The organism is Embleya sp. NPDC059213 (assembly GCF_042754445.1).
Taxonomy (GTDB): Bacteria; Actinomycetota; Actinomycetes; order Streptomycetales; family Streptomycetaceae; genus Embleya.
This window is the reverse complement of the sequence record NZ_JBHZAV010000065.1, coordinates 1-26350: the sequence shown is the minus strand read 5'-3', so window position 1 is coordinate 26350 and position 26350 is coordinate 1. Positions and strand designations below refer to the sequence as shown.

Genomic DNA, 26350 nt, shown 5'->3' with positions numbered 1-26350 from the left:
GTCGTCCCCCCGGGCGTTGTCGCCGGGGGGACTCGGTCGAACGGTCGGGTGTTACGCCTTGGGGCCCTGTTGGATTCGGACCATGTTGCCGGAGGGGTCGCGGAAGGCGCAGTCGCGGGGGCCCCAGTTCTGGTCGATCGGCTCCTGCAGCACTTCGGCGCCGGACGCCCGTACACGTTCGAAGGTCGCGTCCACGTCGTCGGTGCTGAAGACGGTCATCGGCAGGACGCCCTTGGTGAGGAGTTCCTGGAGGGTGTCGCCGTCGGACTGGGAGCGGCCCGCGTGCGGCGCGGAGAGCACGATTTCCAGGCCGGGCTGGGTCGGGCTGCCGAGGGTGACCCAGCGGAACCCGTCGGAGGCGACGTCGTTGCGGACCTCCAGGCCGAGGCCGTCCCGGTAGAAGGGGAGTGCCTCGTCGGGGTCGTTGACGGTGATGTGGCAGTACTGGAGTGCGATGTTCATGCCGTCCACGTTAGGCGGCGGCGTCGGGGCCTGCTTCTCGAATCCTGATCGGATTTCTCGTCGGCCGGGTCTGTACCTTGGCCACACACGCGGGCATCGCGGCCGGGGCGTCGTGGTCCCGGTTGCGGTAGGCGCTGGGCGTCTCGCCGGTGATCTCGGTGAACCGCGAACTGAACGAGCCCAGCGAGGTACAGCCGACCGCCATGCACGCGTCGGTCACGCTCATTCCGCCACGCAACAACGCCATCGCCCGCTCGATCCGGCGGGTCATCAGGTAGCTGTACGGCGTCTCGCCGTAGGCCGCCCGGAAGCGTCGGGAGAAGTGCCCCGGGGACATCAACGCGCGGGCGGCCATCGTCGGCACGTCCAGCGGCCGGGCGTACTCGCGGTCGATCAGATCCCGCGCCCGGCGCAGGTGGGCGAGGTTGGCGAGTTCTTCCGGGGTCATGTCCCGACGCTAGCACTGCCCGCCGACGCGGCCGGGGTGCGGCTCAGGGCTCCCGTGGGTTCGCCGCCGGGGGTGTCGGCGGTCCGATCGCGAGCAGTCTTCGGGCCAGGTCGTGGGCGTGCGTCGCGAGTTCGGGCGGGTCCAGGACCTCGAAGTCGTGTCCCAGCAGGAGCATGTGCACGAGGATGGCATCGAGGGAGGCGGCGCCGCTGCGGACCTCGCAGCGGCCGTCGCCTCGCGGGATGACCACGGCCGACGAGGCGGAGACGCGGGCACGGACCGCATCGGCCGACGCGTGGACCAGAACGCGGGCCCGATGTCGGTAGACCCGGCCGGTCACCCCCTCCTGGACGTACGCGGCCGCGTCCGGCGCCGGGCGCGGCCGGTAGCTCCAGGTGCGTGCGGCCACGTCGGTCATCCGGTCGATGCGGAAGCTGCGCCAGTCGTCGCGGTCGAGGTCGTAGGCGAGGAGGTACCAGCGCCGATCGGAGGCGACCAGGCGATAGGGCTCGACCCGTCGCCGGTGTACCTCGTTCCCGGACGGATAGTCGAAACCGGCCTCGACCTCGTCGCGACAGGCGCCGGCCAGGGTCATGAGCACCTGCGGATCGAGCGGGTCGGCGCCGCCGAAGGATTCCACCGAGGCGGAGAGCGCGCGCACCTCGTGTCGCAACCGGGTGGGCAACACGCGGTCGAGCTTGCTCAGGGCCCGCAGCGCGGCGTCGCCCGCGCCGGGGATCGCGCCGCCGGCGCCGGCGACGAGCGAGACCACGGTGGCGATCGCCTCCTCGTCGTCGAGGAGCAGCGGCGGCAGGTCCGTGCCGGGGCCGAGACGGTAGCCGCCGCCGACGCCGGGGCCGGCGTGCACCGGATAGCCCAGTGTGCGTAGTCGTTCGACGTCGCGCCGGACCGTGCGCGTGGTGACGGCGAGCCGGTCGGCGAGTTCGGGGCCGGTCCAGGCGCGGCGTTGTTGCAGCAGACCGAGGAGGGTGAGGACGCGTTCCGTGGTGCCCCGCTCGTCGCCGTTCGCCGTGTCCATGCCGGCCACCCTGTCAGAGATCGCGGACCGAATCCGTCCGCATCGTCTGCCAGGGTGGTCGCACGGACTCGACAAGGTCCGCAGCCCCACCGCGAAACCATGGAGAACGGAGCACGACGATGAGCCGCCACGTGCAGATCACTTTCGACGCCCACGATCCTCGGGCCCTGTCGGTCTTTTGGCGCGACGTGCTCGGCTACGTCCACCCGGGGCCGCCCGGGGTCGACGTGCCCGAGGGCGTCGACCCGCTGTCCGCGTGGGACGAGTTCCTGGCGCGGATCGGGGTGCCGCAGGAGCAGTGGAACACGAGGTCGGCGATCGAGGACCCGGACGGGCAGGGCCCGCGGGTGTTCTTCCAGCAGGTACCGGAGGACAAGGTCGCCAAGAACCGCGTGCATCTGGACGTGCGCGCGGCTCCCGGCCTGGCGGGCGAGGAGCGGATGGCGGCGCTGGAGGTCGAGTGCGCCCGGCTCGTCGCGATGGGGGCGACGCGGGTGCGTCGCGACGAGCCGGCTCCGCCGATGAGCGCGGGTTACCTCGTGATGACCGACCCCGAGGGCAACGAGTTCTGCCTGGACTGACCCGGCCCCTGCCACCCGGCCCCTGCCACCCGGGCCGTGCCCCCGCCGCCCGCGCGGCCGGGGCACGGTGCGAGGGTCCGGCCGGGGGTCGGAGCGGTCAGAGGGTGCCTGCGTCCGGTCGGTTCGACCAGTGCGTGTTGGGCGCCTCGGTGGGGCGGTATCCGTCGGCATCCCCGGTGTCGAGGACTTCGGCGATCGCGCGGAAGAAGGGGTGGCCGCCGGGCCGGTGGTCGTCCGACAGGTCCGTCGGCTGATGCCACTCGTCCAGCCGGAGGACCAGCGGGATGTCGGCCGGGATCCCGGCCCGTACCTCGCGGTCGTCGGCCAGGAGCAGCTCCCGGTGTTCCGGCACCAGGGACCGGAACACGTCTTCCAGCGGGGTCCCTTGCGCCGCATCCACCACCAGCGCGCGACCGCGGACGACGATCGGAACGCCGCCGCGGAACTGCTCCGCGTCGTCCCCGTCGCCCTCGACGTCGTCCATGTTGTCGACCCGATGGAGGAAGTCGTTCGTCGGGCCGATGTCGCCGTGGGTGAGGCAGTTCCCGAAGACATGGACCACGTCGATCAGGTTGCGGCCGCGGGGACTGTAGCCGAGCAGTTCGACGACCCAGGCCCACCTGTGCGAGTCCGCGAACAGGTGCATGCGGACGTCCACCGGATAGTGGTAGCCGTTGTCCAGGTCGGGGAACCTGCCGGTGTCGTAGGCGAGATCGAACTGGCCGAGGATCGAGGAGACGGTCTTCACGGCGCGTGATCGTACAAGCCGGGTCGGACGGGCCGGGCCGCGGTGTTCGAGTCGGCGGGCGTGGTCAGATGTCGGCGTCGACGGGCTCGCCGGCGGTGCGTCGGTCGATCGGGCTGCCGGTGACCGAGACCGGGATTCCGTGCGGCGCGGCGTGCGTGCGGAGGTCGTCGACCAGGTCTCGGACGGCTTCGAAGGCCAGGTAGGAGAGGACGTGGCGGCGGCGCGAGCCGTTGCGCATCGTGTAGCGCATCGTGACGTAGCACATGTTGTCGAAGTGCGGGCGGATCTCGATGGCCGCGATGTCCACCCAGGCCACCCGGCGGGTGCCGAACAGTCCCATCAGCGCCGGTCCCTGCGGTTTGATCACGATCTTCTGCCGGAGGAAGTAGACGAACATGAGGACGAAGAGCACGACCGACGCGATGATCGCGTAGCGCACCCAACCGACGTCGACGAACGCCGGGACGACGCCCACGATCACCGGGACGAGGGGGATCGACATGTCCCAGCCCAACCGGGGTTGCCACAACACGCCGTCGGCCGTCACCGAGCGGTTGCCTCTGTTTCGACCCACCGGACCCCCGTTGCACACGTGCTCACCGACACCCTCACCCGGATGTCGCCGTTCGGGTCATCCTATGAAAACGGAATCACCGCCACCGCAGGGAAAAGCCTCGACTCGACCTCGGCTCACGAGGAGGACGGCTTGGGCGGATTCGCGGCGCGGGTGGCGCGGTCGCGGGCCGGCTCGGTGCGGTTGGCCACCCCGAGCTTGGCGTAGGCGTGTGCGAGGTGTGTCTTGACGGTGCCGCGTCCGATGAACAACTCGGCCGCGATCTGCGGGTTGCCGAGCCCGCGGACCGCCGGCTCGGCCACGGAGCGTTCGGCCGGGGTGAGAGCGGCCCAGCCCGTCACCGGCCGGGTGCCGCGGCGGTTGACCCGAAGTGCCCGCTCGGCGGCCTGGTCCAGGGTCAGTGCCCGGCCGCGAGCCAGTGCGGCGGCGACGGCGGGCCCGGTCGGCAGCGGCGATCGTGCGGCGAGGTAGCCGGTGTCCCCACGGGCTCGGTGCGCCGCGCCCAGGAGCAGTGCGGCTCGTTCGGGCGTGCCGGCCGCCGCCGGCGCCTCCAGGCTGTCGATGCAGCCGAGGACCAGGCCGTGCCGGAGCCGGATGCGCAGCGCGTCACGATGCAGGGCGGCGGCCGCGGTCGCATCCTCGGCGGCGATCAGGTGGGCCCGCTCCGCCGGCGCCACGGCCCGCAGTCGGGGCATCGCGGCCAGGGTCGGCGAGGACTCGGCCTGCTCCAGCCTGCGGCGAGCCGCCGGGGCGTCGCCGGTTCGGCGCAGGGCGGCCACGTGGGTGAGCAACAGGTCGGGGGTGAGCGCGTGTTGCTCCCGTGCGCACCAGCGCAACGCGTCCGCGGCGGCGCCGCGCCACAGGGCCACCTGGGCGCGGGTCGCGGACCAGCCGGGGACGTAGGGGGCCGTCGACGCCTCGTCGATCACCCGCTGTAGCTCGTCCATGATCGCCTCGGCCTCGTCGAGTCGGCCGCGCAACGCGATGATGCGGGCCAGTCCCCAGGCCGCGGTGCCGATCCGGACGAAGTCGTGCAGTGGGGCGGCGGCGTCCCGGGCGCGGAGGGCGGTCTCCTCGGCCTCGGCGAGGTTTCCGGTGTGGGCCCGGCCGATGGCGAGGGCGGCCGGCGCCGTGCCGGCGATGCCTCGGTCGCCGCGGCGGAGCAGGGCGGTCGCGGACCGGTCGAGCCGGTCGAAGGCGGCGGCGTGGTTCTCGCCGAGCTGATCGATCAGGCCGACGAGTACGCCGGACGCGTCCCGGCCGAAGTCGTCGCCGACGGCCGCGGCTTCGTGATGGGTGCGCAGGGCGAGTTCACGCGCGGCGGCGAGGTCGGTGTGGAGCAGGCCGATCGCGACCAGTTGTTGCGCGAGCAGCGTGGTGCCCGGATCGTCGGCCCGACGCCCGAGCGCCGCCGCGCCTGGAGGATCGACTCCAGTTCGGTTGCCCGGCCGACGAAGGACGACAGGTCGGCCGGGAGGTGGATCACCATGGCGAGGAGTCTGCCATCCGGCCTGCGCACGGACGGTCGCGCGGGGTGCGAAACGTCTGCCGGCGGCACGGACACCGGGGCCCTGGTGCTGATCTACGACCGACTCCGGGAGACGGCGCCCAAGTCGGACTCCGCCGAGGATGGCTGACGGGCCGCCCCTCCGCTGCCGGCGCACACCACTCACGAGCGCAACTGCCACCACCAGGCTTCCACGACCCAGGGGCATACCGACTCGCCGTGCCGGTCGTAGGCAGTACGCCGGAGGAGCCGGGTGTCCAACGGCGCGACGACCCGCTCCAACTCCCGCCGGGCGCCGACGGGCAGGCAGCGCATCGCCTCCCCGAGGGTGTCGCGTGCGGCGAGCAGGTCGCAGCCGGCGCATGGGCACTGCGCGACGGGGAACGGCCCGGGTTTCGGGGCCCGTTGCTCCCGGTCGCGGGCCAGGGAGATCGCGCCGGGCCACAGGTGTTCCACGTCCACGATCGAGGCGGGCGGGGCCGTGGACGTGGCGTCGATATCGGTCGAGGGCGGTGCCCGTGGCGCCGAGCCACAGGCACCGCTCTTCCATGGTGCCAATGGCCGCTCGCGTGCGGGCCGAGACGCCGCGCACGCGGGGGAGGGGTTCGCCTGCTTTGCCGGGTCGCGATCGCCGGACGCGGACGGCCCCGGGGCGCCTACGCGGCATGGCCCTTGCGGATCGAGGGCATCCGGTCATCCTGCCACGGGCCGACGGGTGCGGCTCGGGTGGCGTGGCGCGGTGGGGTGCCCAGGTGTTCGCTCAGGTGGTTGCGACCAGTAGTTCCTCGCCGCTCGATGTGCGGAGGCCGTCCGGGCGGTCGGTGAAGTAGCGGTCGTTGAGGTCGGCGGCCGATACGTGCCGGGCCTGCGGGAAGCCCGCTTCGCGGGCCAGCGTCAACATCTCCTCCGGGGCGAAGAAGCTGACGAACGGCGTCCCGGACTCCCGGGCACCCCGCACCGCGACCTCGAACCCGGCGCGCTTGTCCGGGTCGAGCAGTTGCGGCGGAAGCTGGAACGTCATGGCCAGCGTGGATCCCGGGGCAAGCTCCGCCAGTCGGCGCAGGGTGGCCGCGTTCGCCTCCCTGCTCAGGTACAACGCGACGCCCGTGGAGACCACCACCGCCGGCTGTTCGGCGTCGAACCCGGCGGCCGTCAGTCGATCCCACCACGACCCGCCCGCCTCGAAGTCGACCGGCACCAGCCGCAGCCAGTCCGGGACGCCGAAGCCGAGTTCGTCCAGCCGCCGGCGCTTCCAGACCTGGGGTTCGGGTCGGTCGACCTCGAACACCCGCAGGCGCGAGGCGATTTCCGGCCTGCGCTGGGCGAAGGTGTCCAGGCCGGCGCCGAGGATCACGTACTGGCCGACGCCGCGATCGGCCTGTTCGACCACCAGGTCCTCGATGAAGCGGGCCCGGGCCACGATCGCCGCCCGGAACCATTCGGTCAGGGTCGGGTCCATGTCCCCGCGCCGGAGCCAGTCCTCGCCGGGATCGGCCAGTCGCAGGCCGATCTCGTCCTCCAGGACGTACGGCGGCGCGTCGAGTCTGATGTGCAGGGCCCGCCACAGGGCCGTCCGTACCGCCGTGCTGTCCGGCGCCCCGGTTCGTTGGTCGGCCATCACGCACTCCCCCTTCGATGCTCGGCTGTTCGCGATCAGTGCTCGGCCGGGGCCTGAATGCTCCACAGGCGCCCGTCGGGGTCGCGGACGGTCATCTCCCTGGTCCCGTAGTGGGTGTCCGCGAAGGGCGTGACCACCTCGGTGCCGGCGGCGGGGGTGAACGCATCCGCGTCCGCCACCTTCAGGACCAGCCGCATCTCGGGCTCCTTGTCCCGAGGGACCTCGGCGATGAACACGTACGGGCCGTCGCCGTTGCGGAGTTGGCCGGAGTTGTGATCCGTGGAGAACTCCAGCTCGTAGCCCAGTCCCTGGAAGAACTTGGCCGCCTTCCCCCAGTTGTGCGTCTCCAGGAGCACGGCCTCGATGCCTTCGGTGGTCATGTCAACTCTCCTTCTCGGACGATGGCTCTCGTTCGCTCGGGGTGTCGTCGAGGTAGGCGCGCAGCGCGGTGGCGACCAGCGCCGACAACGACTGCTCCGTCTCGATGGCATGGTGCTTGACCTGCTTGATCAACCCGATCGGCAGATACACGTTGAACTGCTTCACATCCTCGTCGCCCACGGGTCGATGCTAGCAAACTAAAAACCTAGATTCCAGAGCGGAAGCAGCCCGGGGCCTCGCCGTCATCCCCGCGATCGCCAACGAAGTGGCGCGTGCCTGCCGAGCGGGGCGCCGGGCTGCTCGTGCCGGCGTCCCGCTCGGAAAGCGAGGCCGTCAGTCGGCCGATTCCTGCTTGATGTAGTCGTCGTACTCCGCGGAGGTGAGCAGATTCGACATGTCGGCGCCCTTGTCGAGGGTGATCTCGATCATCCATCCCTGGTCGTAGGGATCGACGTTGACGTTCTCCGGGGACTCGTCGAGCTCCGTGTTGACGGCGGCGACCGTGCCGGTCAGCGGCATGTAGACCTCGGTCACCGCCTTGACGGACTCCACCGACCCGAACGGCTCACCCGCCTCGCGGCGGTCGCCCACCGGCGGCAGTTCCACGAAGACGACGTCGCCGAGTTGTTTCTGGGCGAAGTCGGTGATCCCGATCGCCACCCGCTCGACGCCGAGTGAACGCACCCACTCGTGGTCCTTGGTGTACTTGAGGTCTTCCGGGCTCATGCTGCGCCTCCGCGAGGTCGTGGCCGAGGTTCCCGCTCCACCGATCGGCAACCGTCGCCGAGCTTGCTACAAACACCCGGAGTTCGGTGGGATGTTCACCCGAACGTGGTGTCCGTCGGCACGTCGATCGCCACCGCCGCAGCGGCACGCGCGGCCACCCGCGCGCGTGCGGGTCCGAGCGCCGGGTGCCCGGCCGCCCAGCGCTCGGCGTCCGCCAACGCCGCGTCGGCGGCGGCGAAGTCGCCCGCGGCGGCCGAGCAGATCGCGATCAGGCACTCGCACTCGGCCCGCGTCCAGCGGCTGCGACACACTGCGGGGCTCCGCCGCCATCGATAAGCCTGGGCTGCCGCGTCGTCCACCCGTCCCTCGTGCAGATTCAAGGCGAACTCGGCCACACAGCCTCTGCTTCGGTGCGCCCGCGTGCTGCTTGCCACTGCGGGACGCAGCTCGGGCACCACCGAGGCCGCGTCGGCCCTGCCCAGGACCAGCAACATCGCGGCATATTCCGTGCCGCGATGCGCCACTCGGCGCCCCAACAGGTCGTCGTGCGGATGCGTCCGCAGCCACTGCCGGACCACCTCGACGGCCTCCGGACCGAGACCTCGGGCGAAGAGCACCATGGACACGGACTGCACTTCGAGTACCCGTCCCACGGGGGTGTCGGGAAAGCCCTGTGCCTGCGCCCGCGCCCGCTCGATATCGCCGCGACGCACGGCGCGCGTCACGCGCCTGCTCCGCGCCATGGCGGCCCGATCCGCCCTGGCGAGCAGCAACGGCAGCCCCGAGCGGGCCCGTTGCCGGATTGCCAGTCCTTGCAGGGCCAGGCAGGTCAGGACGACCGCCGCCGCGAACCCCCACGGTCCGCGGAACACCAGAAACGAGACGGCGAAACAGGCGACCGTCGAGAGCGGCGGAATCGCCCGGAGCAGGATGTGCACGAAGGGAGTATGCAACCCCCCCGACCTGTGGGAACAGGTCGCCCCCCGTTGTCGGGTCGGGTGCGTGGTTTCGTCGTGTCGGTGGGCGATTTGTGGTGTCGGGGATGGGGCAGGGGAGTGGCATGGCCTTGTTCAAGCGAAGGACCGCCGGTCGAGCCGGTGAGTGGTACTACTGCCTGAAGCACGGGACGGTCGAGGAAGGCCCCGAGTGCCGGGCCGCCGATCGGCTCGGGCCCTATGAGAGCCGGGAGGAAGCCGGTCGCGCGCTGGAGACGGTGCGCGAGCGTGACGCGCAATGGCGGGAGGATCCCCGCTGGAACGACGACGGGGGAGCGGACCGGTAGGGTCCGGGACTCGGTTGTCGGGGGCGGGAATTCGGTCGCCGGGGTGGGCGGGGCGCTGCTAGCTTGCGGGCGTGGATCTCTTCTCGCGTTCGTGGACGGCGTTGCGCGCGGCGGTTGCCGAGCTCGGCGACGAGGACTTCGTCCGGCCGTCCGGCTGTGCCGGCTGGCTCGTCCGGGACCTGGTGTGCCACCTGGTCATCGACGCGCAGGATGTCCTCATCACCCTGGTGACGCCGGTCGACGAGGAACCGACCCGCGACGCGGTGACCTATTGGGCGGTGTCCCGGACGCCGCCGACCGGCGAAGACCCGTTGGACGCGTTGATCGTGCGACTGGCCGCCGCGTACCGGGAGCCGGGGCTGCTCAAGTTCCACCTGGACGACGTCGGTTCCGCCGCCGGCCGAGCCGCCGGCCTGGTCGACCGGGGCCTGCGGGTCGGTACACAGGACCAGGTCCTCACCGCCGGCGACTACCTCGACGCGTATGTCCTGGAATGGACGTTGCACCACCTCGACCTGATCGCGCACCTGCCGGATGCCGCCGAACCCCCTGCGGAGGGACTGGCCCGCACGCGCGCGATGGTGGAGAAGATCGCCGGGATCGCGTTCCCCGCATCCTTCTCCGACCGGGACGCGCTGCTGATCGGCACCGGACGGCGGCCCGCAACCGCTGCGGAGCGGGCCGAACTGGGCGCATCGGCCGCCGAACTCCCGCTCTTCCTGGGCTGATCGCCCGGGCCGACGGGACCGAGTGCGGGGCGGTCAGGGGAGCAGGGTGAACGCCGCCGTCGCGCGGACCTCGCCGTTGACGACGATCTCCAACTCGCGGGCGCCGGGTGGTTCGGTGCGGGTGGTCACCGGGCGGAACGAGTGGGAGCGGGCGAGGGTGAACGTGTCCCCGGCGGCTTGCGCGACCCGCTCGGCCAGGTGGAACACGCGGCGGGAACCGTCCCGGCGGACCGCGTACTTCAGCAGCAGCGGCCCGGGTCCGTCGGCGCGGACGACGACGGTGAACGGGATGCGGTCGCCGGTCGCGACGGTGTCCGCGACCGTGAGCGATGCGACGGTGCCGCTCCCGTGGGTCGCACCGACGAGGCCGAGCGCCTCGGGATGCCCCGCCCGCAGGAGACCGCGTGCGGCGTGGCGCACGACGCGGTCGGTGTGCTCGCCGCCCTCGGCGTGCCAACGGCGCAACACCGCCAGCGCCGTGTCCGGATGGTCCTTGGCGATGTCGTTGACGTGGTTGGCGACCGAACGACGCACGTATTCGCTCGGGTCGTCGCGCAGCCGCTCCAGGATGGGCAGTGTCGGGCCGGGGGACATGAGCCCGCGCACCCGGACGCCCCAGGGCAGGCGCGGGCGGGTGCCCTCGGACGCGAGGCGGCGCAGGTGTTCGTCGGCGTCGTCGGCCCAGTCCAGGACGATCTTCAGCGCGGCGTCCGGGTAGCGGTCGAGATAGGGACGCACCGCGAACTCGGCGGTGGCGAACGGGGTGATCACGGCGAGCGTGGACATCGCCTCGTCGAGGTGCTCGATGCCCTGGACAGCGACGTAGTCGGTGGCGGGCCAGCCGCTCCACATGTCCAGGCGGGCATGCCCGGTCGCCTCCCGCAACACCCCGGCGGCCTGCGGAAAGGGCAGGTCGAGGGTCGTGTGCAGGACCCGAGCCACGTGGCCGACGCGGGCCTTGAGCTCCAACCCGTCCAGCCCGGCGAGCGCGTCGGCGACGAAGCGGTCGCGGGGGAAGCCGCCGTGGGCGGCGACGACTCCGTCGGCCAGGGCGGCGACGGAGGCCGCGTTGATCATGTCCTTGAGCGGTTGCGCCATGCGCCCAACGGTGCCAGACCGCACCGACATCGGCGGCTCCGGGCATATTTCCCGACGGATCGATGCACGGCGTGGGCGTCACCCGACGGCCGTCGTCCCGGTGCCGTCGACGGGAATGTCATATGTTTCCCGATATCGCCCCGATGCCCGTGCCGTACGTGCCAGACTCCGCCTCGGGAGCAATCGTCGGTACACATGCGGACATTCGAGGCAGGTGGGCCGGCCGTGCCGATGCCTCCCGGCTGGCACCTTCAGCCCCGGCGGACGGAGCGAGCAGATGGCGTTCATTCGACCAAAGATCACCGGATTCGCGGGTGCGATCGGCTACCCCGCCGCACCCTGGCAGGCGCTGTTCCTGCGCGGCGACAAGGTCGCCGTGATCAACGAGAGTGCCCTCCTCTACGCGGGCGATCTGGCCGGCGCCGGGGGCGGCAGGCTCGACGGCGTGACCGAGCCGTATCGGTTCGCCACCGACGGCCTGCTGCAACTGCCCGACGGCCCGGACGGGTCGCGGCAGACCATGTTCCTGCGCGGCGACACCGTCCTGGTCTACGACTGGGAGCGCGGCGTCGTCCGCGACGTGCCGTGGACGCGGTACGACAACTGGGGCACCGGGCTTCCGGCCGGCTACCGCTCGGGCATCGACGCGATCCTGCTCGCGCCCGACTCGGCCGACGGAACGCCGCGTACCCACTTCTTCAAGGGACCTCGCGTCCTGACCCTGCACCCGGTGACCGGCGTCGAACACGAACGCCCGATCACCGAGGGCCCGGACCCGCAGCGCTGCGCCGGCTGGGCGCAACTGCCCGCGGACTTCCGTGCCGACCTTGACCACGTCCTGGTATTGCCTCCGGCCGAGGACGGCACCCTCCGCTCACTGCTGATCAAGGGTGACACCGGCTGCCTCCTCGACTGGGCCGGCGGCGTGCGGAACACCGGCCCCCTGACCACCCTGCTGCCCGGACTCGCCGCGCTTCCGGCCCCGTTCACCACCTGCTACCGCCCGGTCAGCGGCCGCTACGTGGGTCTCAACGGCACCGGCCGGGTCGAACTGCGCATCGACGTCGACGGCGACCGGGCCCTCGGCGCGGTCAGCGGCGACCTGTTCACCGTCACCGGCGGCACCACGACCTACCGCGACTCCTTCCGGGCGTCGGGCGTCGAGGTCCTGATGTCCGAGCAACAGGTGCAGATCGACGTGACCGGTTCGCTGGGATTCGCCAAGCCCGGCACCCGCACCGACCTGCGGGTGGTGATCCCGCGCAGCGCCGCCGGTCAACCGCAGGGCAACGCCGACCTGATCCTGGGCGGGCCGGCCCGGGACGACACGGAGCAGTGGTCGGCCGCGTACGAATCCACCGCCTTCCGCAGCGTGGACGTCGAGACCGACAACATCGCCGGCACCGTCCCGTTCACCCGATACGACACCTCGACCGGCCCCGCGCCGGCCTGGTACCGGCACCGTGTCGCCACCGTCGCCGGCGCCTATGCCGAGGCCGGCATCGCACTGCGCACGGCCGGCACCACCAATGTCCCCGCCGACACCTCCGGCGCGGACCTGCGCTGGTCCGAGGCCGAGCTGCACGCCGCGATGGTCGCCAACTTCAGCCTGCGACGCGAGGTCCCGCAATGGAAGTTGTGGACGTTCGTGACCACCCGGCACACCAAGAACGGCGTCATCGGCATCATGTTCGACCAGAGCGGTGCCCAGCGTCAGGGCATGGCCGTCTTCCACCGCGCGCTTGTCGACTTCGGGCTCGTCGGCCGCAACCACGAGTTCCATACCTACGTGCACGAACTCGGCCACGCGTTCAACCTGCTGCACGCCTGGCAGAAGGACCTGGCGAAACCGCCCGCCCCGCTCGGACCGAACAACGGCTTCGGCGACCTGTCCTGGATGAACTACCCGCAGAACTACCGGAGTTTGTCGGGCGAGGTCGGCGAGGAGGCGTTCTGGGGCGCGTTCGCCTTCCGGTTCTCCGACGACGAACTGCGCCACCTGCGGCACGGCTTCTATCGGCACGTCGTCCCGGGCGGCGACAACTTCGTGGTCAACTCGGCGATCGACCTGGGCGCTGCCGCCGAGGCCGCGACGGCGCCGATCGACGACGAATCCGGGCTGCGTCTGGAACTCGGCGGCAAGGCCGGGTACGAGTACGGCGAACCGGTGATGGCCGAGCTCAAACTCTCCCGCACCGGCACCCGCGGCGACGTCACCGTCATCCCCGAACTGTCCCCCAAGAGCGAGCACCTCGCGATCTTCGTGACCGACCCGCAGGGCCGCACCAGGTTGTTCCGGCCGATCGCCCGACTGTGCACCGGCCACGGCACCGGCGCCCCGATGGTGACCCTGACCGCGTCCGAACCCGCCCTGTACGACACGGCCTACCTCGGCTACGGCAGCGACGGCCTGTACTTCCCGGACCCCGGCCGCTACCGGATCACCGCCCTCTACCACGCCCCCGACGGATCCCGGGTCGTCTCCGCCGCCCGCGTCGTCCGCGTGCGACACCCGATCACCCGCACCGAACAGGAGATCGGCGACCTGTTCCTCGGCGACCAACAGGGCACGCTGCTCGCCCTGCTCGGCTCCGACGCCCCGCAACTGCGGGAGGGCAACGACGCGTTGGCGGAGATCGTGGAGAAGTACGGCACACACCCGCTCGCCGCCTACGCCCGCCTGGCCCGCGGAGCCAACGCCGGGCGCCACTTCCAACACCTGCGCAACGGGCGCGTCGAAGTCCGCCGACCCGACTTCAAGGCGAGCATCAGCCAACTGACCGCCGCCATCGAGGCATCCCGGGGCGACGACGGCCTCGACAACATCACCCTCAACGCGGCGATGCGTCGACTGGCCACCGTGCACGCCAAGGAGGGCGACGTCACCCGGGCCGGCATCGTGCTGGACCGGATGGCCGGCCACTTCGGCGCCAAGCGCATCCCGGCCCAGGTGCAACGCCACATCCGGGCCCAGGCCGAGGCGACCCGCCGACGGATCACCGAACCGCCGAACTGACGAGTGCCGCCCCCCTTGCCTCCCCTACCTCTTCGGAGGGAGCGACCCGACCTCCGGAGGGGTATCGGTGGCGCCTACCGGGTTCGCCGGGGACGCGTCGACCCTGGTCCGGACGGCGCGGGGGCGCAGGGAGTGCGGTCCGCGGCGGTGGATCGCGCGGAGCGGGATCGGGGACAACCCCGGGCGATATCCCCGGGGCGGGTGGGGGACATCTCCGATGGTCGCCCGGGGGTGCCGGCGGCCACGCTCGGGGACATGAGAATCCCTCGCGGTACCACCCCGAACATGCCGACCCCGGAAGCGAGTTCCATCGATTCGACGGCGCGCGCCCACCACGTGGCCGCGCCGGTCGAATCGGCGGGCCCGAACTCCCGCAGTACTCCGTCGCCAAGGTGCTCGCGATCTGGGCGGCGGCGGCCGTCCCGATGGCGCTGCTCGCCTGGGTGGTGACCCCGGTGGTGGCCGGGGGCGATGCGTCCGAGGGGCGGTTCGCGACCGTGCTGATCGCGGCGCTTACCGGTGGCCTGGTCTGGCAGGCGGTCCTGGTGCTGGGCCTGGTCGCCCACGAACAGCGAAGCCTGCGTTGGTCCGTGCTGCGCGATGCGCTGTGGTTGCGCGCCCCGTCGGACGACCGGGGCCGGCGGGGCGGTCGACTGTGGTGGTGGGTCGCGGTGTTCGCGCTCGGGTTCTTCCTCGTACAACTCGTCCCGACCGGCCTGCCCGAGCCGTCCGACCGCAGCCTCGGCGCCTTCCTGGCGTCGACGGAGGGACAGGAGCACTTCAGCGGTGCGTGGGGGCTGTTCGCCCTGGTGGTCGTCATGATGACCTTCAACAGCTTCCTCGGTGAGGAACTGCTGTTCCGCGGCCTGCTGTTGCCACGCATGCGCGGGGCGTTCGGCCGTCGCGACCGGATGGTCGACGCGCTGCTCACCGGCCTGTACCACCTGCACCAGCCGTGGTCGATGCCCGGCGCGGTACTGGCGGGCGCCCTGTTCGCCTACCCGAGCCGACGATTCCGCAGCGCCTGGATGGGCATCGCGATCCACTCGACGCAAAGTGTCGTGTTGCTCGTCGTGATCGGCACCCTCGTCCTGCGCTGACCGTTGCCGGGCGTCGTGGACGCGAAGGGGCGAGGGACGCCCGGTCACGGGGAACGCCTGCTCTGACATCATGGGGCAAACGGAGCATGGTTCCGTCAACGACGATACGGAACCGTGTTCCGATCGGCAAGCGAGCGACGGAGGCGACAACGCGATGGCGGACAGCGGCAGCGGATCGGGATCGCCGGCCCCCCGGAAGCGTGCCGACGCCCGGCGCAACGAGCAGACCCTGCTGGAAGCGGCCGCCGCGGCCTTCGTGGCCTCCGGGGTCGACGCACCCGTGCGCGACATCGCGACCAGGGCCGGCGTGGGCGTCGCCACGATCTATCGCCACTTCCCGACCCGGGCCGACCTCGTGGTCGCCGTCTACCGGCATCAGGTCGAGGCGTGCGCCGAGGCGGGCCCCGAACTGCTGGCGAACAACGAGTCGGCGCACACCGCCCTGGTCCGGTGGATCGATCTGTTCGTGGACTTCCTGGTCACCAAGCACGGTCTCGCCGAGGCGCTGCAATCCGACAACGCGGCATTCGCGACCCTGCACGCGTACTTCATCGAGCGCCTGATGCCGGTCTGCGCCGAACTGCTCGCCGCCGCCGCGGCGGCAGGCGAGATCCGCCCCGACATCGAGGCCCTCGAACTGATGGTCGGCGTCGGCAACCTCTGCATCGGCGCGAACAAGGACCTGCGCTACGACGCCCGCCGCATGGTCGAACTCCTGCTCGCCGGGCTGCGCCTGCACTAGATCGGGTCGCCCCGATGCCCCGGCGCCACGTAGCCGCCGGGGCATCGGCGACCTACAGGTCGGCCAGCAGCGTCGCCGGCCGCTCGACACAGTCCGCCACGTAGCGCAGGAAGCCGCCCGCCACGCCGCCGTCGCACACGCGGTGGTCGAAGCTCAGCGAGAGCTGGGTGACCTTGCGGACGGTGAGTGCGCCGTCGACCACCCAGGGCTTGTCGATGATGCGGCCGACCCCCAGTAGCGCCGCCTCGGGATGGTTGATGATCGGGGTGGAGCCGTCCACGCCGAACACGCCGTAGTTGTTGAGCGTGAACGTGCCCCCGGTCAGCGCCTCGGGCGGCAGCGCGCCGGTGCGGGCCAGTGCGGTCAACCGGCCCAGCTCGGCCGCGAGTTGCGTGGTGGTCAGGGTGTGCGCGTCGCGCACCACGGGCACCACCAGGCCGCGGTCGGTCTGGGCGGCGAAGCCCACGTTCACGTGCGCGAAGCGCACGATCTCCTCGCGGGCGGTGTCCACGGTGGAGTTCAGCTCCGGGAAGCGCCGCAGGCCCGCGACGCAGATCCGGGTGAGGATCGCCAACAGGCCGATCCGCTGCTGTGGTCGCGCGGCCTGGAGCACGTCCTTGGCTTCCAGCAGCGCGGTGGCGTCCACGTCCACCCAGGTCGTCGCGTCCGGGATCTCGGCCCGGCTGCGCGCGAGCTTGTGCGCGACCGCGCGACGGATGCCGCGCAGCGGAATGCGCTGCTCGCCCGGGGTGCCGACCGGCTCGCTCGCGACGGGCGAAGAACCCGCCTGCCGCTCCCGGGCGATGGCCTGCTCCACATCGACGCGGCGGATGATGCCATCGGCTCGGCCGGGCGCCAGAGCGGCCACGTCGATGCCGTGGTCGCGGGCCAGCCGGCGTACCAGCGGAGAGATCACCAGGCGCGCACAGGCCGGGCCCGCCGTCGGCACTGCCGCGTCGGCGGCGCGCGGCCCGGACTCGACCGCGGCCGGCGACGGGTGCGTCCGGCCGGCGGCCGGCGGTGTCGAGCCCCGGCGGCGCCGCCGGGAAACGGGCGCGTGGCCGGTGCCGTAGCCGATCAGGACGTTGCCGGAGCCCGCCTGCTCCTCCTCGCGATAGCGGTCGGCGGCACCGGGCTCCGCCGGGGTGGGCGCGGCGCCGACGGTGATCAGCGGCAGGCCCACCGCGAGCGCGGTGCCGGCCTCGGCGTGCAGGCTCAGCACGGTGCCCGCGTACGGCACGGGCACCTCGACGGCGGCCTTGGCGGTCTCCACCTCGACCACGATGTGGTCGACCTCCACCGTGTCGCCGACGGCGACCTTCCACTCGACGATCTCGGCCTCGGTCAGACCCTCGCCCAGGTCCGGCAGGAGGAAGACCTGCGCGTGCAGCGTGTCGATGCTCACGCCGCCCCCTGGACCAGGTGCCGTACGTCGGGCGTGTCGTCGAACTGGAGCCGGTCCACCGTGTCCAGGATGCGATCCACCCCCGGCAGGTGCGCGTGCTCCAACTTCGGCGGCGGGTAGGGGATGTCGAACCCGGCCACCCGCAGTACCGGCGCGGCCAGCGAGTGGAAACAGCGCTCCTGGACCCGGGCCGCGATCTCGGCGCCGACCCCCGCGAAGCCCTGGGCTTCCTGGACCACCACACAGCGGCCCGTGCGGCGCACCGACGCGGCCACCGTCTCGTCGTCGAAGGGCACCAGCGTGCGCAGGTCCACCACCTCCAGGCTGCGCCCCTCCAGCGCCGCGGCGGCCGCGGCCTCCAACGCCACCGGTACCGACGGGCCGTACGCCACCAGCGTCGCGTCCGAGCCCGCCCGGCGTACGACCGCGCGACCGAACGGCCGGGCCGCACGCGTGGCGAGGTCGACCTCCGCCTTCGCCCAGTACAACTTCTTGGGTTCCAGGAACACCACCGGATCCGGATCCTCGATCGCGTCGCGCAGCAGCCAGTAGGCGTCCTCGGGCGTCGCCGGCGTCACCACCTTCAACCCGGGGGTGTGCGCGTAGTACGCCTCGCTGGAATCGCAGTGGTGTTCGACGCCGCCGATGCCGCCCGCGTACGGGATCCGGATCACCATCGGCAGGCCGAGCCGCCCGCGGGTGCGGTTGCGCAGCTTCGCGACGTGCGAGGCGATCTGTTCGAAGGCGGGGTAGGCGAAGGCGTCGAACTGCATCTCCACCACGGGCCGGAAGCCGCCCATGGCCATCCCCACCGCCAGTCCGACGATGCCGGCCTCGGCGAGCGGGGTGTCGAAGCAGCGCTCCTCGCCGAACTCGCGGGTCAGGCCGTCGGTGACGCGGAAGACGCCGCCGAGCGGGCCGACGTCCTCGCCGAACATCAGCACCCGCTCGTCCGCCGCCAGCGCGTCGCGCAGGGCCGTGTTGAGCGCCTGGGCCATCGTGAGGGTCGCCATCTCAGACCTCCTGGGCGGTGGATTCGGCGGCGAGCAGGGCACGTTGCTCGCGCAGTTGGGGGGTGGGTTCGGCGAAGACGTGGTCGAACAATTCGAGCGGGTCGAGTTCGGCGTCGATGTTCATCCGGGTGCGCAGATCCGCCGCGAACGCCTCGGCGGCGGCCTGGTCGGCCGCGATGTCCTCGTCCGTGAGCAGGCCGCGCCCGCGCAGATGGGCCTCCAGCCGGATCAGCGGGTCGGCCGCCCGCCACGCCTCCACCTCGTCCGCGTCGCGGTAGCGCGTCGCGTCGTCGGCGTTGGTGTGCGCGTCCATGCGGTAGGTGTGCGCCTCGACCAGGAACGGGCCGTTGCCGGCCCGGGCGTGGGCGACCGCCTCGGACAACACCGCGAGCACCGCCACCAGGTCGTTGCCGTCGACCTGTTCGGACCGTACGCCGTACCCGACGCCCTTGTAGGCCAGCGCGGGTGCCGCGCTCTGCCGGGCGAGCGGCACCGAGATCGCGTACTTGTTGTTCTGTACGAAGAACACCACCGGCGCGCGGAAGACCGCCGCGAAGTTGAGCGCCTCGTGGAAGTCGCCCTCGCTGGTGCCGCCGTCGCCGACGAAGGCCATCGCCACCCGGTCCTCGCCCTTGCGTCGCATCGCCTCGGCCATGCCGGTGGCGTGCAGGACCTGGGTGGCCAGCGGGGTGCACTGCGGCGCGACCCGGGTGGCCACCGGGTCGTAGCCGCAGTGCCAGTCCCCGCGCAGCAGCGTCAACACCTCGACCGGGTCCAGACCCCGGGAGACCAGGGCCACCGAGTCGCGGTAGGTCGGGAAGAGCCAGTCGTCCTCGCGCAGCGCGAGCACGCCGGCGATCTGGCACGCGTCCTGGCCGCGGCTGGAGGGGTACACGGCGAGCCGGCCCTGCTTGGTGAGCGCGGTGGCCTGGGTGTCGAACCGCCGCCCGAGCACCATCCGGCGGTAGCCCTCGCGCAGTTGTGCGTCGTCCGGTGCGGTGTACCCGGCGGGCGCCGGCACGGCGGAACCGTCCTCGGCGACGAAGCGCACCGGGGTAAGCGAGGGAAGGAATCTCTGCATCGCCCGACGCAGGGCCGTCGCGGATATCGGAGACATCGAAGATGCTCGCTTTCGTTGGACGTTTGACAGGTGAATGGTCCAACCGAGCGAAGATCTGTTCAAGACCTTCCGTAATCGTGCGATAAACTGTCGAGATCAGACACTCCAGGGAGCCATATGTCCGAGGATGAAGTGTCGGAGGGCCCGGAGGCGGGACGTTTGGCCGCTGCGCCCGATGCCACCGACCGCGCGATCATCGCCGAACTGGTCGCGGACGGACGGATATCCGTACGCGCCCTCGCCGAGCGGGTGCACATCTCGCGCGCCAACGCCTACACCCGGATCGGCCGGATGGTCGAGGACGGCACGATCTCCGGGTTCACCGCTCGGGTGGACCCGCGACGGGTGGGTCTGGGCACCACCGCGTACGTCACCATCACCATCGAGCAGAACGCCTGGCGCGCGGTCGGCGAACGACTGCGCGAGATCCCCTACATCGAGCACCTGGCCCTGGTCGGCGGCGACTACGACGTGCTGGCCCTGGTGCGCACGCCGGACAACACCGCGCTGCGCGAGGTGGTGCTGGAGCAGATCCAGAGCATCCCCAACGTGCGCTCCACCCGCACCTGGCTGGTCTTCGAGGAGGTGCCGGGGCGCGGCGTCGTCTGGGAGGGGTGAGCGCGCGCCCCGGGAGGCGGCTTCGGGGTCAGTTCCGCGCGGGCGCGGCGCGCAGCCCGTCGAACAGCACCGCGGTCAGGGCGTCGGCCAGCGCGGACACGGTCAGGCCGCCGTCGGGGCGGTACCACTCGACCAGGGAATTGACCGTGCCGAACAGCAGCCGGCTGGTCAGGTGCGGGTCGACGTCGGCGCGCACGCCGCCCTCGGCCGCGGCGCGGGTCACCAGTTCGGCGACGCGGTGGTCGAATTCGCGCCGTTTGTCCAACGCGTGCCGCTCGACGGCGCTGTTCCCGCGCACTCGCAACAGCAGGGTGACGTACGGCAGTTCGGCGGCCAGTACCTCGACGCTGCGGTGCACCACGTGCTCCAGCCGGGCGGTGGCCGTCGCGTCGGGGTCGGGGAGCTCGTCCAGGACCGCGAACAGGGCGTCCAGGGCGCGTCCCAGGGCCAGGCCGAGCAGCTCCTCCTTGCTCGAGACGTGGTGGTAGATGCTGGACTTGCTCAGCCCCAGCCGCTTGGCCAACTCCTCCATGCCGGTGCCGTCGTAGCCGCGCTCGTTGAACGCGGCCACCGCCACCTGGAGGAGTGAATCGCGGTCGTAGCCGGGGCGGCCCACACGGCCGGCGTTTCTGTGCACGGGTGTACTACTCACTCGATCATTGTGTCAGGAACCGCAGGTCACGAATGCCGTGGATCCCCGGCGGGGCGCAGTTGCCGAGCGAGCGTTCCGGCCTGTCGGCGTCGACGCCGATTCCCACGTCGGCCCGGACGAACGGACGATCGCGCGCGGCCTCGCGCCCCGCCGCGTCGGTCATCGCGGTCTCTTCGCCGTCGTTCCCTCGCACGTTGTGCAGGGGACCGGGATTCCGCGGTCCGGCATCGCCTTGTTAACCGACCGAACATTCGGTAATGTGCGGCAGGCCAGGTAAGCCAGCATCACCGCTGCATGTCAAGAGGTGGATCGCATGCCCGACGTGAACTCCGAGCGCCCCGACTTCTTCGCGCGCCATCGCACGCTGCTGGAGCAGGCCGTGCAGGCCACCGCGGAGCGCGATCACTGGACGCCATACCCCGAGTCGCCGAGCACCAAGGTCTACGGCGAGCAGGCACCGGCCCTGGGCGAGGCGGCCTTCAACGAGCAACTCGGCCGCCCCTTCGGCCTGCCCGACCACCCGGGCGACGGCCGGGTGGTCGTGGGCGAGGTCTCGCCGTACGGCCGATCGCTGGGCATCTCCTATCCCCGCATCGACCCGGAGCAGGCCGTGGCCACCGCCAAGGCCGCCGCCGGCCCCTGGCGCGCCGCCGACCCGGACACCCGCGCGGGCGTCGCCGCCGAGATCCTGGCCCGACTGAACGCGGCCACCTTCGAGATCGCGCACGCCGTGCACCACACCACTGGGCAGCCGTTCGTGATGGCCTTCCAGGCCGGCGGCCCGCACGCCCAGGACCGGGGCCTGGAAGCGGTCGCCTACGCCTGGGCGGAGCAGAAGCGACACCCGGCCGCGGCCCGCTGGAGCAAGCCGCAGCGCAAGGGCGACCCGCTGGAGTTGGACAAGACGTTCACCCCGGTCGGTCGCGGCGTCTCGCTGCTGATCGCCTGCAACACCTTCCCGACCTGGAACGGCTACCCCGGTCTGTTCGCCAGCCTGGTCACCGGCAACCCGGTCGTGGTCAAGCCGCACGCCGGCGCGGTGTTGCCGCTGGCGATCACCGTGCGGATCGCCCGCGAGGTACTCGCCGAGGCGGGCTTCCCGCCGGACGTGGTGCTGCTCGCCGCCGAGGCGCCCGAGGGCCGCAGCGCGGCCACCCTCGCCGTGCACCCGGACGTGCGTATCGTCGACTTCACCGGCTCGACCGCCTTCGGCGACTGGCTGGAGGCCAACGCCCGCCAGGCCACCGTCTACACGGAGAAGGCCGGCCTGAACACCGTCGTGCTGGACTCCACCGACGACTACCGGGGCCTGTTGGGCAACCTCGCCTTCTCGTTGTCGTTGTACAGCGGCCAGATGTGCACCACCCCGCAGAACCTGCTCATCCCGCGCGAGGGCTTCGCCACCGACCAGGGCACCCGTACCGCCGACGAGTTCGCCGCCGATCTCGGCGCCGCGCTGGACCGCCTGCTCGGCGACCCCGCCCGCGCCGTGCACACCCTCGGCGCGATCGTCAACGACGGGGTGCGGCACACCCTCGAACAGGCCGAAGCGCTCGACCACATCGCGCACCCCTCCGCCGTCGTCGCGCACCCCGATCACCCCGAGGCGATCGTGCGCACGCCGCTGGTGGCCCGGCTCGACGCGGACACCGACCAGGACACCTACACCCGCGAATGGTTCGGCCCCGTGTCGTTCGTGATCGGCACCGACTCCACCGAGCACGGCCTGCGGATCCTGCGCGAGACGGTGGGCAGCCGCGGCGCGCTGACCGCCGCCGTGCACTCGACCAGCGAGTTCGTACTCGCCGCGGCCCGCGAAGCCGCCCTGGACGCGGGCGTGCACCTGTCCGAGAACCTCACCGGCGGCGTGTTCGTCAACCAGTCCGCCGCGTTCAGCGACTTCCACGGCAGCGCCGCCAACCCGGCCGCCAGCGCCACCCTGTCCGACCCCGCGTTCGTCACCGCCCGTTTCGCCACCCTGCAATCCCGCCGACCCGCCGCCGCGAAGGAGTCGGTCGGTGCCTGAGCCCGTCTACCTCGTCGACGGCGCCCGCACGCCCCAGGGCCGCTACGGCGGCGCCCTGGCCGCGGTCCGCCCCGACGATCTGGCCGCCCTCGTGGTCGGGGAGGCGGTACGCCGGGCCGGGATCCCCGCGGAGGCCGTGGACGAGGTGATCCTCGGCGCCGCCAACCAGGCCGGCGAGGACAACCGGGACGTGGCCCGGATGGCCGTGCTCCTGGCCGGCCTTCCGCACACCGTGCCCGGCTACACGGTCAACCGGCTGTGCGCCTCGGGGCTGACCGCGATCGCCTCCGCCGCGCACACGATCCGGGCCGGCGAGGCCGACCTGGTCGTCGCCGGCGGGGTCGAGTCGATGACCCGCGCGCCGTGGGTGATGGACAAGCCCGGCACCCCTTGGGCCAAACCCGGCGCCATCCACGACACCTCGCTGGGCTGGCGCTTCACCAACCCCCGCTTCACCGCGGCCGATCGCGCGTTGCCCACCGACGCCGGCCGGACCACGCTGTCGATGGGCGAGACCGCCGAGGAGGTCGCCGCCCTCGACGGGATCACCCGGGACCGCTCCGACGCGTTCGCCCTGCGCAGCCACCAACGCGCCGTCGCCGCCCAGGACAAGGGCCGCTTCGACCGCGAGATCGTGCCCGTGCCGGTCGGCGACGCCCTGGTCACCCGCGACGAGGGCCCACGTCCCACCACCACGCTCGACAAGCTCGGCAAGCTGCGTACGAGCTTCCGGGCGGGCGGCATCGTCACCGCCGGCTCCGCGTCGCCGCTGTCCGACGGGGCCGCCGCGCTGGTCCTGGCGAGCGAGGCGGCCGTGCGGCGGTACGGCCTCACCCCTCGGGCACGGGTCGTCGGCGCCGCGTCGGCCGGCGTGCAGCCCCACCTGATGGGCCTGGGGCCGGTCCCCGCGACCGAGAAGGCGCTGGGCCGCGCGGGCTGGCGGAGCGCCGACCTGGGGGCCGTCGAACTCAACGAGGCGTTCGCCGCCCAGGCCCTGGCCGTGATCGGCCGACTGGGCCTGGACGAGGACATCGTCAACGCCGACGGCGGGGCCATCGCGCTGGGCCACCCGCTCGGCTGCTCCGGCGCCCGTATCGTGCTGACCCTGCTCGGACGCCTGGAACGCGAGGACGCCCGGCGCGGTCTGGCCACGCTGTGCGTGGGCGTCGGCCAGGGTGTCGCGATGCTCGTGGAGCGGGTATGAGCAACGCCCGACCGACACCCGACCCAGCGCTCGACCCGGCGGGCGAACCCGCCGACGCCACAAGCTCGTTGCGGATCGAGGAGCACACGGACCGCGTCGTGGTCACCCTGCACCGCCCCCGCGAGCGCAACGCCATCGACGCCCGCATGATCACCGAACTGCACGCGGTGTGCGACCGGTTGGAGCGCGATCCCAAGCTGCTCCTGCTCACCGGCCACGGCGGGGTCTTCGCCGCCGGCGCGGACATCGCCGAACTGCTCGACCGGGGCCGGGACGAGGCCCTCCAGGGCATCAACAGCCGCCTGTTCGAACGGGTGCGCCGGTTGCCGATGCCCACCGTCGCCGCCGTCGACGGTTGGGCCCTGGGCGGCGGCGCCGAACTGGCCTACGCGTGCGACCTGCGCATCGCCGGCCCCGACGCGGTCTTCGGCAACCCCGAACCCGGCCTGGGCATCATCGCCGCCGCCGGCGCCTGTTGGCGTCTGCCGCAATTGGTCGGGGAGTCGATCGCCAAGCAGATCCTGCTCGCCGGCCACCGTCTCGACGCGCGGGCGGCGCTGGCCGCGGGACTGGTCATGGAGGTGGTACCGGCCGACGAACTGCTCGACCGGGCACATGCCCTGCTCGACCGCATGGCCCGTTCCTCGGCCGGGGCCCTGCGGCTGACCAAACTCGTCGTCGACGCCCCCGGCGCCCACCCGATCGCCGACGACCTGGCCCAGGCCGTGCTCTTCGAGAGCCGGGACAAGAAGGAGCGGATGACCCGCTTCCTGGACGCAAGGAGCCGTACATGAGCGCCACTTCCGCCGCACCGGCCCCGCCCGCGGTGGTCGGCGTCATCGGCGGTGGACGCATGGGCGCCGGCATCGCCCAGTCGTTCGCGGCGGCCGGCTCCGCGGTCACCATCGCCGAGAGCGACGCCCGGGCCGCCGCCGCGGCCCGCGAGCGGATCGCCGCCGGCCTGGCCCGTGCCGCCGAACACGGCACGGCCGGCGAACCCGCCGAGCGGGTGCTCGCGCGAGTGCACACGGTCGACACGATCGAGCAACTGCCCGCGCACGCCGACCTGATCGTGGAGGCCGTGCCCGAGGACGCCGCGCTCAAGGCCCGCCTGCTCGCCGCCGTCGAACGCACCGTCGGCGCCACGACCGTGCTGGCCACCAACACCAGTTCGTTGTCCGTTACCGACCTCGCCGCCGCGCTGACCCGGCCCGGCCGCTTCCTGGGCATGCACTTCTTCAACCCGGTGCCCGCCTCGGCGCTGGTCGAACTCGTCCGCGCCCCGGACACCGCCGACGACGTGCTCGCCCGCGCCCTGGACTGGACCCGCGCGCTCGGCAAGCAGGACGTCGTGGTCAACGACTCGCCCGGCTTCGCCAGCAGCCGACTGGGCCTGGCGCTGGGCCTGGAGGCGATCCGGATGGTCGAGGACGGCGTCGCCGCCCCCGAGGCCATCGACGACGCGATGCGGCTGGGCTACCGACACCCGATGGGTCCGCTGCGGTTGACCGACCTGGTCGGCCTGGACGTGCGCCTGGCCATCGCCGAACACTTGCACGCCACCCTCGGCGCGCGCTTCGCACCGCCCCGACTGCTGCGCGACAAGGTCGCCCGCGGCGAGCTGGGGCGCAAGACCGGACAGGGGTTCTACGTATGGCCGTGACCACGACCGACACCGCCGGACCGGGCTCCGCCGGGGACGGGGAACGCGTCGGATACCGCCTCGACGGTGACGTCGCCGTGCTCGAACTGCGGCGCCCCGCAGCCGGGAACGCCCTCGACGCGCCACTGCGCGCCGCGCTGCTCGCGGCCGTGCGCCGGGTGGGCGAGGACGGCGGGAAGGTCCGGGCGGTCCTGCTGGCCGCCCAGGGCCGGCACTTCTGCGTGGGCCAGGACCTCAAGGAGCACGCCCGCGCCCTGGAGCACGAGCCCGAGTCCGCCTTCGCGATCGTGCGCGAGCAGTACAACCCGCTGGTGGAGGCCCTGCACGCGGTGCGCCAACCGGTGGTCGTCGCGGTCGAGGGCGCCTGCGTCGGCGCCGGGCTCGGCCTGGCACTGTGCGCCGACCTGCGGGTCGCGGCCGAAAGCGCCCGTTTCTCCACCGCGTTCACCGGGATCGGCCTGGCCGCCGACACCGGGGTGAGCGGCGCGCTGGTCCGCGCCGTCGGCCCCTCGCGGGCGGCGGCCCTGATGCTCCTGGACGAACGTGTCGGGGCCGAGGACGCCCGCCGATGCGGCCTCGTGCACCGGGTGGTGCCGGAC

30 protein-coding genes are annotated in these 26350 nt (G+C 72.3%); 12 read left to right on the top strand and 18 right to left on the bottom strand.

All coding sequences use genetic code 11. From position 1 onward, the window contains the following. Positions 1-51: 51 nt before the first annotated feature. Genes ACFXMF_RS23795 through ACFXMF_RS23785 form a run of 3 tightly spaced genes read right to left on the bottom strand, consistent with a single transcriptional unit; the run spans position 52 to position 1949 of the window. Positions 52-462 (bottom strand): VOC family protein, encoded by a 411-nt coding sequence (locus ACFXMF_RS23795; RefSeq protein ID WP_360306591.1) that lies wholly within the window; start codon positions 460-462, stop codon positions 52-54. 10 nt (positions 463-472) lie between these two features. Then, positions 473-910, bottom strand: a complete 438-nt coding sequence (locus tag ACFXMF_RS23790) for a helix-turn-helix transcriptional regulator (protein ID WP_360306594.1) — start codon at positions 908-910, stop codon at positions 473-475. Between the two features lie 43 nt (positions 911-953). Next, on the bottom strand, positions 954-1949 hold the full coding sequence (locus tag ACFXMF_RS23785; protein WP_379989148.1) for a helix-turn-helix transcriptional regulator: 996 nt from the start codon (positions 1947-1949) through the stop codon (positions 954-956). 119 nt (positions 1950-2068) lie between these two features. On the opposite strand from ACFXMF_RS23785, the gene ACFXMF_RS23780 reads away from it, so the two are divergent. Beyond that, positions 2069-2530, top strand: a complete 462-nt coding sequence (locus ACFXMF_RS23780) for a VOC family protein (RefSeq protein WP_360306600.1) — start codon at positions 2069-2071, stop codon at positions 2528-2530. Positions 2531-2627: 97 nt separating this feature from the next. Here the strand turns inward: ACFXMF_RS23780 and ACFXMF_RS23775 are convergent, their stop codons facing one another. From ACFXMF_RS23775 to ACFXMF_RS23735, 9 genes are all read right to left on the bottom strand, one after another. Next, on the bottom strand, positions 2628-3278 hold the full coding sequence (locus ACFXMF_RS23775; protein WP_379990025.1) for a DUF7003 family protein: 651 nt from the start codon (positions 3276-3278) through the stop codon (positions 2628-2630). Positions 3279-3342: 64 nt separating this feature from the next. Beyond that, positions 3343-3852 (bottom strand): hypothetical protein, encoded by a 510-nt coding sequence (locus ACFXMF_RS23770; protein WP_360306606.1) that lies wholly within the window; start codon positions 3850-3852, stop codon positions 3343-3345. 116 nt (positions 3853-3968) lie between these two features. After that, positions 3969-5540, bottom strand: a complete 1572-nt coding sequence (locus ACFXMF_RS23765) for a LuxR C-terminal-related transcriptional regulator (RefSeq protein WP_380020765.1) — start codon at positions 5538-5540, stop codon at positions 3969-3971. After that, positions 5522-5815: a hypothetical protein gene (locus ACFXMF_RS23760; protein WP_379990023.1), complete on the bottom strand. Its 294-nt coding sequence runs from the start codon at positions 5813-5815 to the stop codon at positions 5522-5524. Before ACFXMF_RS23760 ends, ACFXMF_RS23765 begins: the two co-directional genes overlap by 19 nt. A gap of 304 nt (positions 5816-6119) precedes the next feature. Continuing rightward, a complete protein-coding gene (locus ACFXMF_RS23755) occupies positions 6120-6977 on the bottom strand; it encodes a class I SAM-dependent methyltransferase (protein ID WP_379990022.1) in 858 nt (285 codons plus the stop codon). A gap of 35 nt (positions 6978-7012) precedes the next feature. After that, on the bottom strand, positions 7013-7357 hold the full coding sequence (locus ACFXMF_RS23750; RefSeq protein WP_360306618.1) for a VOC family protein: 345 nt from the start codon (positions 7355-7357) through the stop codon (positions 7013-7015). Position 7358: 1 nt separating this feature from the next. After that, on the bottom strand, positions 7359-7538 hold the full coding sequence (locus tag ACFXMF_RS23745) for a CopG family transcriptional regulator (protein ID WP_360306621.1): 180 nt from the start codon (positions 7536-7538) through the stop codon (positions 7359-7361). 153 nt (positions 7539-7691) lie between these two features. Continuing rightward, on the bottom strand, positions 7692-8084 hold the full coding sequence (gcvH, locus tag ACFXMF_RS23740; RefSeq protein WP_360306624.1) for a glycine cleavage system protein GcvH: 393 nt from the start codon (positions 8082-8084) through the stop codon (positions 7692-7694). 95 nt (positions 8085-8179) lie between these two features. Beyond that, positions 8180-9022: a hypothetical protein gene (locus ACFXMF_RS23735; protein ID WP_360306627.1), complete on the bottom strand. Its 843-nt coding sequence runs from the start codon at positions 9020-9022 to the stop codon at positions 8180-8182. A gap of 122 nt (positions 9023-9144) precedes the next feature. Between ACFXMF_RS23735 and ACFXMF_RS23730 the strand changes: the two genes are divergently transcribed. Further along, positions 9145-9366, top strand: a complete 222-nt coding sequence (locus ACFXMF_RS23730; protein ID WP_360306630.1) for a hypothetical protein — start codon at positions 9145-9147, stop codon at positions 9364-9366. A gap of 71 nt (positions 9367-9437) precedes the next feature. After that, the gene (locus tag ACFXMF_RS23725) at positions 9438-10094 is read left to right on the top strand and encodes a maleylpyruvate isomerase N-terminal domain-containing protein (RefSeq protein WP_379990021.1); all 657 of its coding nucleotides are present in this window, start codon (positions 9438-9440) and stop codon (positions 10092-10094) included. Positions 10095-10127: 33 nt separating this feature from the next. Here ACFXMF_RS23725 and ACFXMF_RS23720 read toward each other — a convergent pair whose 3' ends face one another. After that, positions 10128-11192, bottom strand: coding sequence for a hypothetical protein (locus ACFXMF_RS23720; RefSeq protein ID WP_360306636.1), 1065 nt, complete (start codon positions 11190-11192; stop codon positions 10128-10130). A gap of 277 nt (positions 11193-11469) precedes the next feature. Here ACFXMF_RS23720 and ACFXMF_RS23715 point away from each other — a divergent pair, with 277 nt between their 5' ends. From ACFXMF_RS23715 to ACFXMF_RS23705, 3 genes are all read left to right on the top strand, one after another. Then, on the top strand, positions 11470-14208 hold the full coding sequence (locus ACFXMF_RS23715; protein WP_379990020.1) for a hypothetical protein: 2739 nt from the start codon (positions 11470-11472) through the stop codon (positions 14206-14208). 392 nt (positions 14209-14600) lie between these two features. Next, complete coding sequence (locus ACFXMF_RS23710) at positions 14601-15308, top strand: CPBP family intramembrane glutamic endopeptidase (protein WP_379990019.1); 708 nt, start codon at positions 14601-14603, stop codon at positions 15306-15308. Between the two features lie 154 nt (positions 15309-15462). Continuing rightward, positions 15463-16050 (top strand): TetR/AcrR family transcriptional regulator, encoded by a 588-nt coding sequence (locus ACFXMF_RS23705; protein ID WP_360306645.1) that lies wholly within the window; start codon positions 15463-15465, stop codon positions 16048-16050. 52 nt (positions 16051-16102) lie between these two features. On the opposite strand, the gene ACFXMF_RS23700 is transcribed toward ACFXMF_RS23705, so the two are convergent. From ACFXMF_RS23700 to pdhA, 3 genes are read right to left on the bottom strand one after another with little or no spacing between them, the layout of a single operon-like run. Further along, positions 16103-17455, bottom strand: a complete 1353-nt coding sequence (locus tag ACFXMF_RS23700; protein WP_379990018.1) for a dihydrolipoamide acetyltransferase family protein — start codon at positions 17453-17455, stop codon at positions 16103-16105. Beyond that, the gene (locus tag ACFXMF_RS23695) at positions 17452-18468 is read right to left on the bottom strand and encodes an alpha-ketoacid dehydrogenase subunit beta (protein WP_360306651.1); all 1017 of its coding nucleotides are present in this window, start codon (positions 18466-18468) and stop codon (positions 17452-17454) included. Before ACFXMF_RS23695 ends, ACFXMF_RS23700 begins: the two co-directional genes overlap by 4 nt. Position 18469: 1 nt before the next feature. Beyond that, positions 18470-19585 carry a pyruvate dehydrogenase (acetyl-transferring) E1 component subunit alpha gene (gene pdhA / locus ACFXMF_RS23690; protein ID WP_379990017.1) on the bottom strand — a complete coding sequence of 372 codons (1116 nt, stop codon included), beginning with the start codon at positions 19583-19585 and terminating at the stop codon, positions 18470-18472. Positions 19586-19705: 120 nt separating this feature from the next. Here pdhA and ACFXMF_RS23685 point away from each other — a divergent pair, with 120 nt between their 5' ends. After that, complete coding sequence (locus ACFXMF_RS23685; RefSeq protein ID WP_360306654.1) at positions 19706-20206, top strand: Lrp/AsnC family transcriptional regulator; 501 nt, start codon at positions 19706-19708, stop codon at positions 20204-20206. Positions 20207-20234: 28 nt separating this feature from the next. On the opposite strand, the gene ACFXMF_RS23680 is transcribed toward ACFXMF_RS23685, so the two are convergent. Beyond that, positions 20235-20858 carry a TetR/AcrR family transcriptional regulator gene (locus ACFXMF_RS23680; RefSeq protein ID WP_379990015.1) on the bottom strand — a complete coding sequence of 208 codons (624 nt, stop codon included), beginning with the start codon at positions 20856-20858 and terminating at the stop codon, positions 20235-20237. A 4-nt stretch (positions 20859-20862) separates the two neighbouring features. Next, on the bottom strand, positions 20863-21021 hold the full coding sequence (locus ACFXMF_RS23675; RefSeq protein WP_360306660.1) for a hypothetical protein: 159 nt from the start codon (positions 21019-21021) through the stop codon (positions 20863-20865). 150 nt (positions 21022-21171) lie between these two features. On the opposite strand from ACFXMF_RS23675, the gene paaN reads away from it, so the two are divergent. The 5 genes from paaN to ACFXMF_RS23650 all read left to right on the top strand — a co-directional run. Next, positions 21172-22884: a phenylacetic acid degradation protein PaaN gene (paaN, locus tag ACFXMF_RS23670; RefSeq protein ID WP_360306663.1), complete on the top strand. Its 1713-nt coding sequence runs from the start codon at positions 21172-21174 to the stop codon at positions 22882-22884. After that, positions 22877-24088, top strand: coding sequence for a thiolase family protein (locus ACFXMF_RS23665; protein WP_360306666.1), 1212 nt, complete (start codon positions 22877-22879; stop codon positions 24086-24088). Before paaN ends, ACFXMF_RS23665 begins: the two co-directional genes overlap by 8 nt. Continuing rightward, a complete protein-coding gene (locus ACFXMF_RS23660; protein WP_379990013.1) occupies positions 24085-24882 on the top strand; it encodes an enoyl-CoA hydratase/isomerase family protein in 798 nt (265 codons plus the stop codon). Before ACFXMF_RS23665 ends, ACFXMF_RS23660 begins: the two co-directional genes overlap by 4 nt. Further along, on the top strand, positions 24879-25751 hold the full coding sequence (locus ACFXMF_RS23655; RefSeq protein ID WP_360306672.1) for a 3-hydroxyacyl-CoA dehydrogenase family protein: 873 nt from the start codon (positions 24879-24881) through the stop codon (positions 25749-25751). Before ACFXMF_RS23660 ends, ACFXMF_RS23655 begins: the two co-directional genes overlap by 4 nt. Further along, positions 25742-26350: enoyl-CoA hydratase/isomerase family protein (locus ACFXMF_RS23650; RefSeq protein ID WP_380020762.1), on the top strand; the 609-nt coding region annotated here is incomplete at its 3' end. The genes ACFXMF_RS23655 and ACFXMF_RS23650, both read left to right, overlap by 10 nt.

What these genes read in the sequence shown, in the direction of transcription:
- ACFXMF_RS23795 (WP_360306591.1), bottom strand. Translation starts at nt 462, where the DNA reads ATGAACATCGCACTCCAGTACTGCCACATCACCGTCAACGACCCCGAC.
- ACFXMF_RS23790 (WP_360306594.1), bottom strand. Translation starts at nt 910, where the DNA reads ATGACCCCGGAAGAACTCGCCAACCTCGCCCACCTGCGCCGGGCGCGG.
- ACFXMF_RS23785 (WP_379989148.1), bottom strand. Translation starts at nt 1,949, where the DNA reads ATGGACACGGCGAACGGCGACGAGCGGGGCACCACGGAACGCGTCCTC.
- ACFXMF_RS23780 (WP_360306600.1), top strand. Translation starts at nt 2,069, where the DNA reads ATGAGCCGCCACGTGCAGATCACTTTCGACGCCCACGATCCTCGGGCC.
- ACFXMF_RS23755 (WP_379990022.1), bottom strand. Translation starts at nt 6,977, where the DNA reads ATGGCCGACCAACGAACCGGGGCGCCGGACAGCACGGCGGTACGGACG.
- ACFXMF_RS23750 (WP_360306618.1), bottom strand. Translation starts at nt 7,357, where the DNA reads ATGACCACCGAAGGCATCGAGGCCGTGCTCCTGGAGACGCACAACTGG.
- gcvH (WP_360306624.1), bottom strand. Translation starts at nt 8,084, where the DNA reads ATGAGCCCGGAAGACCTCAAGTACACCAAGGACCACGAGTGGGTGCGT.
- ACFXMF_RS23730 (WP_360306630.1), top strand. Translation starts at nt 9,145, where the DNA reads ATGGCCTTGTTCAAGCGAAGGACCGCCGGTCGAGCCGGTGAGTGGTAC.
- ACFXMF_RS23720 (WP_360306636.1), bottom strand. Translation starts at nt 11,192, where the DNA reads ATGGCGCAACCGCTCAAGGACATGATCAACGCGGCCTCCGTCGCCGCC.
- ACFXMF_RS23715 (WP_379990020.1), top strand. Translation starts at nt 11,470, where the DNA reads ATGGCGTTCATTCGACCAAAGATCACCGGATTCGCGGGTGCGATCGGC.
- ACFXMF_RS23705 (WP_360306645.1), top strand. Translation starts at nt 15,463, where the DNA reads ATGGCGGACAGCGGCAGCGGATCGGGATCGCCGGCCCCCCGGAAGCGT.
- ACFXMF_RS23695 (WP_360306651.1), bottom strand. Translation starts at nt 18,468, where the DNA reads ATGGCGACCCTCACGATGGCCCAGGCGCTCAACACGGCCCTGCGCGAC.
- pdhA (WP_379990017.1), bottom strand. Translation starts at nt 19,585, where the DNA reads ATGTCTCCGATATCCGCGACGGCCCTGCGTCGGGCGATGCAGAGATTC.
- ACFXMF_RS23685 (WP_360306654.1), top strand. Translation starts at nt 19,706, where the DNA reads ATGTCCGAGGATGAAGTGTCGGAGGGCCCGGAGGCGGGACGTTTGGCC.
- ACFXMF_RS23675 (WP_360306660.1), bottom strand. Translation starts at nt 21,021, where the DNA reads ATGACCGACGCGGCGGGGCGCGAGGCCGCGCGCGATCGTCCGTTCGTC.
- paaN (WP_360306663.1), top strand. Translation starts at nt 21,172, where the DNA reads ATGCCCGACGTGAACTCCGAGCGCCCCGACTTCTTCGCGCGCCATCGC.
- ACFXMF_RS23660 (WP_379990013.1), top strand. Translation starts at nt 24,085, where the DNA reads ATGAGCAACGCCCGACCGACACCCGACCCAGCGCTCGACCCGGCGGGC.
- ACFXMF_RS23655 (WP_360306672.1), top strand. Translation starts at nt 24,879, where the DNA reads ATGAGCGCCACTTCCGCCGCACCGGCCCCGCCCGCGGTGGTCGGCGTC.